At 70.6% G+C, this 13,349-nt stretch carries 8 protein-coding genes; 6 read left to right on the forward strand and 2 right to left on the reverse strand.

The annotated features are described in order from the left end of the window. Both ACILQS_RS12385 and ACILQS_RS12390 read right to left on the reverse strand, forming a co-directional pair. The coding region (locus tag ACILQS_RS12385) for a cytosine permease (protein ID WP_395640437.1) at positions 1–2,546 on the reverse strand (2,546 nt) is incomplete at its 3' end. Next, positions 2,543–3,472: a DMT family transporter gene (locus tag ACILQS_RS12390; protein ID WP_395640438.1), complete on the reverse strand. Its 930-nt coding sequence runs from the start codon at positions 3,470–3,472 to the stop codon at positions 2,543–2,545. The genes ACILQS_RS12385 and ACILQS_RS12390, both read right to left, overlap by 4 nt. 235 nt (positions 3,473–3,707) lie before the next feature. On the opposite strand from ACILQS_RS12390, the gene ACILQS_RS12395 reads away from it, so the two are divergent. The 6 genes from ACILQS_RS12395 to ACILQS_RS12420 form a co-directional block, all read left to right on the forward strand. Beyond that, entirely contained in the window at positions 3,708–7,142 is a 3,435-nt protein-coding gene (locus ACILQS_RS12395; protein ID WP_395640439.1) for a carbohydrate-binding protein, read from the forward strand. Between the two features lie 249 nt (positions 7,143–7,391). After that, positions 7,392–7,481: a K(+)-transporting ATPase subunit F gene (gene kdpF / locus ACILQS_RS12400; RefSeq protein ID WP_395640440.1), complete on the forward strand. Its 90-nt coding sequence runs from the start codon at positions 7,392–7,394 to the stop codon at positions 7,479–7,481. 1 nt (position 7,482) lies between these two features. After that, entirely contained in the window at positions 7,483–9,171 is a 1,689-nt protein-coding gene (gene kdpA / locus ACILQS_RS12405; RefSeq protein ID WP_395640441.1) for a potassium-transporting ATPase subunit KdpA, read from the forward strand. Beyond that, positions 9,168–11,246, forward strand: coding sequence for a potassium-transporting ATPase subunit KdpB (gene kdpB / locus ACILQS_RS12410; protein ID WP_395640442.1), 2,079 nt, complete (start codon positions 9,168–9,170; stop codon positions 11,244–11,246). Before kdpA ends, kdpB begins: the two co-directional genes overlap by 4 nt. Positions 11,247–11,270: 24 nt before the next feature. Continuing rightward, positions 11,271–11,897, forward strand: coding sequence for a potassium-transporting ATPase subunit KdpC (gene kdpC / locus ACILQS_RS12415; RefSeq protein ID WP_395640443.1), 627 nt, complete (start codon positions 11,271–11,273; stop codon positions 11,895–11,897). A 4-nt stretch (positions 11,898–11,901) separates the two neighbouring features. Next, positions 11,902–13,349, forward strand: a 1,448-nt coding sequence (locus ACILQS_RS12420) for a DUF4118 domain-containing protein (protein ID WP_395640444.1), incomplete at its 3' end; no start/stop codon positions are given.

Raw genomic sequence — 13,349 nt, forward strand, 5'->3', positions numbered from 1 at the left:
CCGACGTCGCTGGTCAGCAGCGGGTCGCCGCCGGGGAGCCCGAGGAACGGCAGCAGGTAGCCCTGCCAGTCGAGGCCGGGCAGCGCCGCCGAGGTGAGACCGAAGCCGATCGCCGCGATGGCGACGAGCCCGACGAGGTTCACCCACCGCACGGCGGGGTAGATGCCGCCGCGGCGCAGCAGGTCGTTCGGCGCGAAGCCGTTGCGGCGGATCATCATCTCCGCCCCGAAAATCCCGGCCCAGGCCGCGACCGGCACCGCGATCGTGGTCGCGATCTCGCGGATGAGCGAGCGCGCGTCGCCGACCAGCAGCACGAGGGCGAGCGCGGCGGCGAGCACGAGCGCTCCGGCGATCACCGTCGTGCTCGGGCGCCGGAGCCGGACCCCGAGCGACTGGAGCGCGAAGCCGCCCGAGTAGATCGTCAGCACGGCGCCCGACAGCAGGCCGAGGGAGAGCGCGGCGATGAGCGGCGCCGGGTACCAGAGCGGGAGCAGGGCCGCGATCGTGTACAGCGGGTTGGTCGCGAGCCCGTCGGCGATGAGCGGGTCGGAAGCCGCGAGCAACGCACCCCAGGCGACCAGGATGAACGCGGGCAGCGTCGCGCCGAAGGTCGCCCAGAGCATCGACGAGCCGCCGTCGCTGTCGGTGCGTTGGTAGCGCGCCACGTCGCCGCTGGAATGCACCCAGGCCAGCCCGACGAAACTGAAGACCAGCACGATGCCGGTGATCAGCAGCGACCACGGTCCGTCGTCGATGCCTTGCGCGGCGGCGATGTCGAGCCGCGGGAACGTGATGACGACCACTCCGACGACGAGAAGTCCGGTCAGGATGCTCAGCACCAGCTGCACGCGGGCGATGAGGCCGTATCCGAAGATCGCGATCACGAACGTCAGGGCGAACCCGATTCCGAGCCCGACGAAGGTCCAGATCTGCTCCCCGAGGCCCGCGTCCAGCCCCGCGTCGACGAGCACGCCGGCGACGCCGGCCGCGAGGATCCAGAGCAGGGCCCCACCCCAGAACACGCGCGAGACGAGCGCGAGAACCGCCGGCAGGGCGTTGCCGACCAGGCCGAAGGTCGCCCGCGAGACGATCATCGTCGGCTGGCCGCTCCACTTGCCGGCGAGTGTCACGAGGCCGAGCGGGAGGAACGAGAGCGCGACGCCGATCAGGATGGCGACGAGAGCCTGGCGCAGGCTCATCCCCAGCCCGAACAGCACGGCACCGAGCGACAGGGTCACGACCGACGAGTTCGCGGCGAACCAGAGCCAGAACAGCCGAGCGGCGCGTCCGGCGCGCAGATCCAGAGCCGTGGGCTCGGGACCCGCCGACTCGACGGTGAGCGCGGGATGCGACTCCGGCTCCTCGTCGACGAGCCCGGGCTCGTCGTCGGCGAGACGCGCGGTCGGGATCGGCTGCGAGGGCGGGTGCACCACGTTGACGGCACCGGTGGAGTCGACCGCGATCGCGCCACCGCCGAACGCCCGGTCGATCTCGTCGACCGCCTCGTCCTCCTCGGACGCCGGGGCGAACGAGGAGGCGCTGGCGGCGTCCGGCCCGAGGTCGTCGGGATGCGGTGCCGACGTCGCCGGTCCGCGCACGAGCAGCGCGTCGAAGTCGGTCGGCGGCGGCGCGAGCGCTCCCGCCGGTGCGGGGAGGTCGAACGCCGTCCCACGCGCCGGCGTGGGCACGGCCGCGACATCCGTGCTCGGGTCATAGGGCGGAAGCGCGGCCGGCTCGATGCCGATGGGGGGCGGCAGGTGCGCGAAGTCCGGGTTCCCGGGCGGCGGCGGCAGGTCGACGGGAGGCGTCACGGGTGGCACGCCGAACGCGGGGACCTCGGGAGTAGTCGGGGCCGGGGCCGGTGGGCCGAACGACGGCACCGGGATCGAGCCGGTGACGACCTGCGGCGGCTCCACGAGAGCGGGCGGCTCGACGAGCGGAGGCGGACCCCAGGTCGGCGGCGCGACCGGCTCCGGCGCGACGAGCTCCGGTGCGAGGGGCTCGGGTGCGACGGGTTCCGGAGGCGCCGGACGCAGGAAGGTCGGCGGTGCCGGGAACAGGGGCGCGTCGGGCATTCCCGAGTCGCCCCGGACGAAGGGGCCACCCGTGACCGGAGGCTCGGGCGCGGCGACGATCGGCACGGGGGCTGATGCAGCGGACGCCACGGCCTGGGACTCCTCGGCGCGGCGGCGCAACTCCTGCTCGAGCCGCTCGATCGCTTCGAGGGTCGAGGTGGTCGACGTCTCGGCGGCGGGCGCCTCGGCAGCAACGGGCGGCTCGGTGTTAGCGGACGGCTCGGTGTTAGCGGACGGCTCGGTGTTAGCGGACGGCTCGGTGACGACCGCGATGGACGGCGGCGTCACCGGGATCGGCGCGGTGTACGACGACACCTGCGCGGCGAGCGCGTCGGCGAGCGCGTCGTCGTCGAAAGCGGGCTGCTCGGCGTCGGCGGCCGGAGGCGTGAACGACGACCTGCGAACGCCCGAGGGAACATACGGCTCGGGGTCGTCCCCCGGCCGGCCGTTGCCCGGTGGTACGTCGGTCATGTGTCGGATTCTAGGTGGGTCGACGCGATCCGCGCGGTGCGACGAGCCGTAACGAGCACGCCCAGTCCGACGAGCACGAGCCCGAATCCGACCCAACCGAGGGCCGAGAGCCGCTCCCCGACGACGAGTACCGCGAGCACCGTTGCCACGACGGGCTCCAGCAGGGTGATGGTCGTCGCCGCCGAGCTGCGTACCGAACGCAGGCCCACACCGAACAGGATGTAGGCGACGAGCATCGGTCCGAGGGCGAGATAGGCGGTGAGGCCGATCGAGGTCGGCGACTGCAGGAGCGGCCCGCCGAGCACAGCGAGGACGCCGAGCAGCGGGACGGCGCCGAGTCCGAACATCCCGCCCATCACGCCGCGGGACGGATGCCCGGACCGGATCGCGCGCGACGACGCGTAGGTGTACAGGGCGTACGCGAGCCCGGCGACGAGTCCGAGCACGACTCCGAGCCCCGCGAGTCCGGGCGATCCGCCGGCATCCCCACCCTGCTCGCGGCCGACCGCGAGCAGGGTGATGCCGAGCACCGCGAGCGCGGTCGAGACCAGCCAGCGCGCCGACAGCGCCGCGCGTTCGACGGCACGCTCGAGCAGTGCGGCGAAGACCGGGCCGGAGCCGAGGGCCACGACGTTGCCGACCGCCACGCCGACGAGATCCATGCCGGAGTAGAAGGCGAGCGGGTAGACCACGACGCCGATCGCGCCGATCGCGGCCCAGCGTCGGCCCACCGAATCGCGCAACACCCCCGAGGAGAGCCGAGGCGCGGTCAGGAACAGGAGGGCGCCGCCGATCCCCATCGTGGCCGCGCCGATCGCCAGCGGGCTGACGCCGTCGGGCAGGAAGGTGGCGGTCACGCCGGTCGTGCCCCACAGCATGCTCGCGATCACGAGCGCGACGATCCCCGAGATGCGCACGCCCGTCACTCTCATGACGATAACCGGACGGGTGGTGCGCCCGTCGAATCCTCGATTGACACGTGTTCCGCGCCGCTGCTAGTTTCCGAGAAAGCGGTTTCACACAGTCGACCCGAACGCGGCGTGAACGGCGGAATCCCGCACCACGACTCGAAAGCGAGGCGCAATGACGCGTTCTGCTCGTGCCCCCGTGCACAGCTAGCCGCCGCAGGGCGCACCGATCGATCCGGCCTCCGCGGCCGGCATGGACGTTCGCGACGTCGTCGCGCCGTCCCTCCTGACCTCGAGCCCCGTCAGGCACGGACGCACCGTCGCGCCCGCGTCGGGCGACGGCACGGCGGTCGCCCCTGCCGCCGTCACCCGTGACGGCGGCACCACCTCCACAGATGGAGCATCTGAAGTGAAGCGAATCTCCCGACCACTCGCCGTCCTGATCCCTGCGGCGCTCGTCCTCGGAGCAGCGCTCCCGGCGACCGCAGCGGCCGGCGAGGGCTACCCCTACGACCGCAACGGCGACAAGCCGTTCATCAACAACACCAACATCCTCGAGCGCTACTCGCCCACCGGCGGCAACAACCAGAGCTACGAAGTCGAAGCCACCCGCGCAGAAGCGGACGCGATATTCACGAGCGAGCCGATCACCGTCGATGGCATCCGCGAAGACGCGTGGGACGACGCGACACCGCACCCCATCGAGAACGCGTTCACCCCGACGATGACGGCGGAGAGGCCGGGCGGGTCTGCTCAGGGCACCGTGCGGCTGCTCTGGGACGGACCCGTGCTCTACGCCCTCGTCGAGGTCGTCGGCGATTCCACCAAGTCCGACACCGGCACCCCGAACTGGACCAGCGCCGCATATACCCCCACCACCGACGGACTGTTCGTCTTCATGGATGTGTTCAACGATCAATGGGGTCTGGAGACCGACACGCAAGGGGTGTTCTTCCTCGGGGCGAACCCGGCGCTGACGTCGGTGGCGTCGTTCAACAACGCCGGCATCCCGTCGCTGGGATCGTTCTTCAACCCCGCCAACCAGGACTACTCGACGCGACTGAACGCCGCGGAGTCCTCCGGGTACTCGGCCGGGTCGGGCGTGAACTACACCTACGAGGTCGCGTTGCAGATCGAAGGGTGGGGTGACGCCTGGGACCGCGAGCTGAAGGACGGGACTCAGGTCGGGCTCGAGTTCGGCATCTTCGACCAGGGGCAGTCCTTCACCTACTGGAGCAAGACCCAGGCGTTCGCGGGCCGCGAGGGCAACTCCAACCTGCCGAACGGCGAACGAGTGCGGAACCGCGACTGGGGCGTGGTGACCCTCGCGGGCAAGGACGACGACGAGGCTCCCGCGTACAGCGGATGGCGTGCCGACGAGAACATCCGCTTCTGGAACTCCAAGAACAACCCCGGAGGCTCCGGCAACGGCACGGCCTCGACCGACGCCGGCGACAGCAGTCAGGTCTGGACGCCGGAGTCCAAGGCTCGGATGATCGCCGCCAAGGATGCCTACCTCGCGATCCGCGACAGCCCGACGGCGACGCGCGCGCAGAAGGAATCCGCCGTGCGGGAGGTGTGCGAGGCGTTCGCCGCGCTGCGCTGGGGCGACACCACGTTCCCCGACCCGGACGATCTGCCGTCCATCCCGACGCTGCCCAGTGCGTTCACCTTCTTCGACCCGACCAAGGGCACGAACGGTCAGGTGACGACGGCCGCGGAGTGGGAGGAGCGCAAGGCCGAGATCCTCGAACTGGCGCAGTTCTACGAGTACGGCTATAAGCCGCGACACGGAACCGACTACACGGTGAACCTGCTCACGAACGGCTACACCGGCAGCGGCAACGCCACCGTTACGGCGCAAGTGGTGCCGACCAACACCAACTACTCTGGCGGCGCACCGGTCAACATCTCGATCACGGTGACCATGCCGTCAGCGGTTCCGTCCGGCGAGCGCGCCGCGGTGGCCTTCGGCGGCGGCTACACCGCCAACGGCATCGCGAACGTGCCGTTCCCGAACTGGGCGTTCGACAGCCGCTCCGACAACGGCGCGTGGGGCACCCCGAACCGCACCGGAACCTTCTACACGTTGTTCCCCTACGTCCGGAACAGCACATCGGCGGACTCGAGCATCCTCATCGCCAACGCCACCGCGGTGTCGGTCTATCTCGACGCCCTCGAACTGGCTGTCGCTCAGAACTCCGCACTCGCGGCGAAGATCGACCCGACGCAGGGTGTGGCGAAGGGCTTCTCGATCGGCGGCAAGAACGCCTTCGTCGCCGCGGTCTTCGATGAGCGCATCAAGTTCGTCGTCGCCGGCGGTGCCGGGGCCACCGGCCCGGCGAACTGGCGCTACAACGCTCAGGGACAGGAGTACGACTTCACCGGCACGGCGTATGACAACCCCGGCGCCGAGTCGATCGTCGCCCACGGCACCGAAGGTCCTGGAAACAGCTACCGGCACAACCGCGTGCGCGAGACGGAGCTGTTCCGCCACTTCATGCCCTACGGCCACATGTACGAGCACGAGGAGGGGTCGTACTCCTACGGGGGCTACAGCCGGCTCCCGTTCGATCAGTCCCTGCTGGTCGCCACCCTCGCACCCGAGCGCGGCATCATCATCGACACGAATCTCAATGACTACAACGACGGTTCGACGACCGACAACATGAGCCTGCAGATCGCCAAATCGGTCTATGCCAACCTCGGCCTCGACCCGTCCCGTTTCGTCAAGTTCAACAGCGGCGTCTACATCTCGTCGGGCGACCCGCACGGGGTGGCGCCCGGGGCGATCGAGGGGAAGTATCTCTCCGACTTCTTCTACGGCACCTCGACCCTGACGGCTGCCGAGAGCGAGAGACTCGATACCGACCCGTACGCCCTCGCCGTCTCGGACGGTCGCACCCAGAGTCCGTACGAGTACTACTGGGGCGGCTACAACGGGATCACCGGCGGTCGAGCCGGGATCGCGGGAGCAGACGGCTGGTACTTCGCGGGCTTCGACGCCGAGATCTCGGGGATCCGAGACTCGATCGCCGGTCTCGGCGCCTCGAGCGCGACCACCGCCGCGCTCACCGCGAAGCTCGACCTCGCCATGAAGCGGCTGAGCGCGGGCGACGAACCCGGCGCGGTCGCAGCTCTGACCGCGCTCGCGGCGCAAGCGGGAGAGGCCGGGGCCAGCGGCGACGCGGTCGCGGCGGCCGCGCTGCAGATCGTGCTCTACCTGGCGTCGGTCGACGGGGTCGTGCCGGCGTGGAACTCGACCATCGTCTACGACACCGGTGATCAGGTCACGAGCAACGGAGCCCTGTTCATCGCGTCGTGGTACACGAAGAACCAGCAGCCGGGCGACGCTACCGGACCGTGGCAGGAGATCGCCACGACTCCGGACGGGGTCGCGGTCTGGACCGCCTCGCGAATCTTCGAGGCCGGTGACGTCGTCAGCTACGCCGACACGACGTGGACGGCGCAGTGGTACACGCGCAACCAGCAGCCGGGGGACGCCAACGGCCCCTGGCGCGAGAACGCCGCCGCGCCCGAAGACGGAAGTCCGGCCGCATGGACCGCGAGCGACATCTACGTCGCCGGGGACCGTGTCACCTACTCCGGGCAGCAGTACGAGGCGAAGTGGTGGACTCGCAATCAGCCCCCCGGCGACCAGTACGGTCCCTGGACGCCGATCGGCTAACCAGCACCGGGTGACGCCGCTCAGGCGTCACCCGGTGTCTCGCCCGCAGACCGTGAGGTTTCCGCGCGGACTTGCACGCCTGGCGTGAGGATTCCGTGAGGATCGGCGCGAACCCGCTCGCGCTGGCGTTCACTCGATCGAATCGCATTCGAATCGAAGGAGAACGCAAGTGCTCGACGTCGTGTTCATCGCCGGCATCCTCGCGCTCATCGCGCTGGTCGCCGCCGTCGGCAAGGGGGCGGAGCGACTGTGACCGGGTTCGAGATCCTCGCCGCCGTACTCGCCATCGCCGCTCTCGCCTACCTGGTGGCTGCTCTGCTGAAGCCGGAGCGTTTCTGAGATGGACGCGTCCGGCACGAACTGGCTGTTCTTCGTCGCGCAGCTCGCGACCCTGCTGATCGCCCTCGCGATCGTCCACCGCCCCCTCGGCGACTACCTCGCCCGCACCTATACCTCGCCGCGGCACCTGAGGGCCGAACGCGGCTTCTACCGCGTCATCGGCGTCGACGGATCCGCCGAGCAGAGCTGGCCCGCCTACCTGCGGTCGGTGCTCGCATTTTCGCTTCTCGGCATCCTCGCGGTGTACGCGCTGCAACGCCTCCAGGAGTTCCTGCCGGCGTCGCTCGGGTTCCCCGGGGCGAGCGAGCACCTCGCGTTCAACACCGCGATCTCGTTCGTGACCAACACGAACTGGCAGTCCTACTCCCCCGACCTGACGTTCGGCTACACCGTGCAGCTCGTGGGCCTGGCGGTGCAGAACTTCCTCTCTGCGGCGGTCGGACTCGCCGTCGCCGTGGCGCTCATCCGCGGCCTCGCCACCCGACGCACCGGCACGATCGGCAACTTCTGGGTCGACCTGACGCGTGGCATCCTGCGCCTGCTGCTCCCGCTGTCGGTCGTCGCCGCGGTCGTCCTCCTCGCGGGAGGCGTCATCCAGAACCTCGCCGGGTTCCAGGAGGTGACGACGCTCGCCGGCGGAACCGAGAGCATCCCGGGCGGCCCGGTGGCCAGTCAGGAGGCGATCAAGCTGCTCGGCACGAACGGCGGTGGGTTCTTCAACGCGAACTCGTCGCACCCGTTCGAGAACCCGACCGCGTGGACGAGCCTGTTCGAGATCTTCCTCTTCCTCGTCATCCCGTTCTCGCTGCCGGCGGCGTTCGGCCGGATGGTCGGCGACGTGCGCCAGGGCTACGCCGTGGTCGCGACGATGGTCGCGCTTTACGTCGCGTCCGTCAGCGTCATGACGGCCTTCGAACTCCAGGGGGCCGGCACCGCGCCCGAGCTCGCGGGCGGTGCTCTCGAGGGCAAGGAGGTGCGCTTCGGCATCCCTGGTTCCACCCTGTACGCCGGCTCGACGACCCTCACCTCGACGGGGTCGGTGAACTCGATGCATGACTCCTACACGGCGGGCGGAGGCGGCACGGCGCTCGTCAACATGATGCTCGGCGAGACCGCCCCCGGCGGCGTCGGCTCCGGACTGTACGGCATGCTCGTGCTCGCGATCATCGCGGTGTTCGTCGCCGGCCTGATGGTCGGGCGCACGCCCGAGTACCTCGGTAAGAAGATCGGGCCCCGCGAGATCAAGCTGGTGTCGCTCTACATCCTCACCACGCCCGTGCTCGTGCTGGCCGGCACGGCGCTGTCGTTCGCGATCCCCGCCGTGCGCGCCGACGTCGAGGGCACCTCGATCTGGAATCCGGGACTGCACGGCTTCAGCGAGGTGCTCTACGCCTTCACGTCCGCCGCCAACAACAACGGCTCGGCGTTCGCAGGCCTCACCGCGAACACCCCGTGGTTCAACACCGCGCTCGGTGTCGCAATGCTTCTCGGCCGGTTCCTGCCGATCGTCTTCGTGCTCGCCCTGGCCGGGTCGTTCGCGGCGCAGGACCGCACGCCGGTCACCGCCGGCACCCTGCCGACCCACCGTCCGCAATTCGTGGGTCTCCACCTGGGCGCGGTGCTCGTCGTCTCCGCCCTGACCTATTTCCCCGTGCTCGCGCTCGGACCTCTCGCCGAAGGACTGTCATGACTACCGTCACCACCCCCCAGGCCGCGTCGGCGTTCTCGGCGCGGCAGCTGCTCGCCGCGCTGCCGGGGGCGCTGCGCAAGCTCGATCCGCGCCGGATGTGGCGCAACCCGGTCATGCTGCTGGTCGAAGCCGGGGCGGCACTCACCACGGTGATCGCGATCGCCGAGCCCTTCCTGGGAGAGCAGGGCGGCGGCTCGGCCGAGCTCCCCCCGGGCTTCACCGCCGGCATCGCGGTCTGGCTCTGGATCACCGTGATCTTCGCGAATCTCGCGGAGTCGGTGGCCGAGGGGCGCGGGAAGGCGCAGGCGGCCACTCTGCGCGCCACCCGCACCGCCACCCCGGCCCACCGCCTCGGCTCCTGGGTCGACGGCACGGACGGCGCGACCGCACCGGCCGACGAGGTCTCCTCCGCCGACCTGAAGCTCGGGGATGTCGTGGTCGTCACCGCCGGCGAGGTCATCCCGGGCGACGGCGACATCGTCTGGGGCATCGCCTCGGTCGACGAGTCGGCGATCACGGGCGAGTCGGCGCCCGTCGTGCGGGAGCACGGCGGCGACCGGAGCGCCGTCACCGGAGGCACCCGGGTGCTGAGCGACCGGATCCTGGTGAAGATCACCTCGAAGCCCGGTGAGACCTTCGTCGATCGGATGATCCGACTCGTCGAGGGCGCCGCCCGGCAGAAGACGCCGAACGAGATCGCGCTCAGCATCCTGCTCTCCAGCCTCACGATCGTCTTCCTGGTGGTCGTGCTGACGCTCAATCCGATGGCGTCCTACGCCGGACAGCCGACGAGCATCCCCGTGCTCGTCGCGCTGCTGGTGTGCCTCATCCCGACGACGATCGGCGCCCTGCTCTCGGCGATCGGCATCGCCGGGATGGATCGGCTGGTGCAGCGCAACGTGCTGGCGATGTCGGGTCGCGCCGTCGAAGCCGCCGGCGACGTGACCACGCTGCTGCTGGACAAGACCGGCACGATCACCTACGGCAACCGCCAGGCGAGCGAATTCCTCCCGCTCCCCGGGGTCTCCGCCGACGAGCTCCGGGATGTCGCGCGCCTGGCGTCGCTCGGCGACCCGACTCCCGAGGGCGCCTCCGTGGTGACGCTCGCGGGTGGTGCGGTCGAGGCGCCCGCGGGGGCGGTGATCGTGCCGTTCACGGCGCAGACCCGGATGTCGGGCCTCGACCTCGCCGACGGTCGGGAGGTGCGCAAGGGCGCCGGGTCGATGATCGCCGCCTGGGCGGGGCAGACCCCGGCCGGACTCGACGACCTCGTGACCGGTGTCTCGCAGTCGGGCGGAACGCCGCTGGTCGTGGCCGAGAAGTCGGGCGGCTCGACGCGAGTGCTCGGAGTCATCCATCTCAAGGACGTCGTCAAGCAGGGTCTACCCGCCCGGTTCGCCGAGCTGCGGGCGATGGGCATCCGCACCGTGATGATCACCGGAGACAACCCGCTCACCGCGAAAGCGATCGCCGCCGAGGCCGGGGTCGACGACTTCCTCGCCGAGGCGACGCCCGAAGACAAGATGGACCTCATCACGCGCGAGCAGGCCGGCGGCCGCCTCGTCGCGATGACCGGCGACGGCACGAACGACGCCCCGGCGCTCGCCCAGGCGGATGTCGGCGTGGCGATGAACACGGGGACGGCGGCCGCGAAGGAGGCCGGCAATATGGTCGACCTCGACTCCGACCCGACGAAGCTCATCGACATCGTGCGGATCGGCAAGCAACTGCTCATCACCCGCGGGTCGCTCACGACCTTCTCGATCGCGAACGATCTCGCGAAGTACTTCGCGATCATTCCGGCGATGTTCGTGGGGGCGTTCCCCGGCCTCGCCGTCCTCAACGTGATGCAGTTGCATTCGCCCGCCTCGGCGATCCTCAGCGCGATCATCTTCAACGCGCTCGTGATCGTCGCCCTCATCCCGCTGGCGCTCCGCGGCGTGACCTACCGCGCCGTCTCGGCGTCGAAGATCCTCAGCCGCAACCTGCTCGTCTACGGGCTCGGCGGGATCGTCGCCCCCTTCATCGGCATCAAGCTCATCGACCTCGTCGTGAGCCTCATCCCGGGCTTCTAGAGCCCTCCCAAGGAGACACGCATCATGGCACGCACCACCGCCCCGCTCCGGCAGACCTGGACCGCACTCCGCGCCCTCCTGGTCCTCACGGTCGTCCTCGGGCTCGGCTACCCGCTCGTCGTCCTCGGCGTCGGGCAGCTGCTCCTGCCCGCCCAGGCGAACGGCTCCCTCGTGGTCGTCGACGATCGGGTGGTCGGCTCCGCGCTGATCGGACAGTCGTTCAGCGACGCCGACGGCACCCCCCTGCCGGAGTGGTTCCAGCCCCGCCCCTCGGCGGCCGGCGACGGCTACGACGGCGCGGCGTCGAGCGGCTCCAACTACGGACCCGAGAACCCCGACCTGATCGCCGCGATCGAGGAACGCCGCGCCGCGATCGCCGCGTTCAACGGGGTCGACCCCGCCGACATCCCCGCGGATGCGCTCACCGCCTCCGCCTCGGGACTGGACCCGCATATCTCCCCCGCGTACGCCCTCCTCCAGGTCGACCGGGTCGCCGAGGCCCGCGGTCTGTCGGCGGCAGCGGTGCGCGCCCTCGTCGAGCAGCACACGCAGGGCCGCGACCTCGGCTACCTCGGAGAGTCGACCGTCAACGTGCTCGAGCTGAACGTCGCGCTCGCCGAGGCTGCGTCGACCGGAACAGGGGCAGACTGAGCGCATGGCGAGAGGCCGGTTGCGCGTCCTGCTCGGCGCGGCTCCGGGCGTCGGCAAGACCTTCACGATGCTGGAGGAAGGCCGACGCCTGCGGGCCGAGGGCCGGGATGTCGTCGTCGCGGTCGTGGAGCACCACGGTCGCGCGGCCACCTCCGCGTTGCTCGACGGGCTGGAGGTGCTCCCCCGGCGGGTCGTCGACCACCGGGGCGTCACGCTCGACGACCTCGACCTCGACGCCGTGCTGGACCGGCGACCCGACGTCGCCCTGGTCGACGAACTCGCCCACACCAACGCCCCCGGCTCGCCGCACGCGAAGCGCTGGCAGGACGTCGCCGCGCTGCTGGATGCCGGCATCGACGTGATCTCGACCGTCAACATCCAGCACATCGAGTCCCTGAACGACGTCGTCGAGGGCATCACCGGCATCGTGCAGCGCGAGACGATCCCGGATGCCGTGCTCCGCGACGCCGACCAGGTCGAGCTCGTCGACCTGGCCCCGCAGGCGCTCCGCGGCCGGTTGTCGGACGGCCTGATCTACCCGGCCGCTCGCGTCGACGCCGCCCTCAGCAACTACTTCCGGCTCGGCAACCTGACCGCCCTGCGCGAACTCGCTCTGCTCTGGCTCGCCGACGAGGTCGACTCGGCTCTCAAGAAGTACCGGGCGGAACAGGGCATCTCGGCGCCCTGGGAGGCCCGCGAGCGGATCGTCGTCGCCCTCACCGGCGGGGCGGAGGGCGACACCCTGCTGCGCCGCGGCGCCCGCATCGCCGCCCGTTCGAGCGGCGGGCAGCTGTTCGCCGTGCACGTCACGAGTCCCGACGGACTCGCCGACCCCGACCCGTCGATCCTCGCGGGTCAGCGCGCGCTCGTGGAGACCCTCGGTGGCACGTTCCACCAGGTCGTGTCGGAGCGGGTCCCGGAGGCCCTGGTCGAGTTCGCGAAGAGCGTCGACGCCACCCAGCTGGTCGTCGGGGTCAGCCGCCGGGGTCGGCTCGCGTCGCTGCTCGGCGGGTCGGGGACCTCCGGCACGGTCATCCGCCTCTCCGGCGACATCGATGTGCACATCGTCTCCCACGCCGAGGCGGGGGCGCGGACTCTCCCCGCGATCGCGGCGGCACTGTCCTGGCAGCGTCGGCTCGCCGGATTCGTCACGGCTGTCGCGGGGCTGCCGCTGCTGACCTGGGGCCTCTCGGCCGTGCGCTCGGAGGAATCGATCACGAGCGACGTGCTCGCGTTCCAGCTGCTCGTCGTCGTCGTCGCGCTCATCGGCGGGATCTGGCCCGCGCTCGTCGCCGCGGTTGCGGCCGGGCTGCTGCTCGACTTCTTCTTCGTCGACCCGCTGTACGCGGTCACGATCGCCGAGCCCCTCCACCTGCTGGCGCTGGTCATCTTCGTGATCGTCGCCGTGCTGGTGAGCGTCGTGGTCGATCAGGCGGCGCGTCGCCTGCGCGC

Origin of the sequence: Pseudolysinimonas sp. (assembly GCF_044239695.1) — a bacterium.
GTDB lineage: Bacteria > Actinomycetota > Actinomycetes > Actinomycetales > Microbacteriaceae > Pseudolysinimonas_A.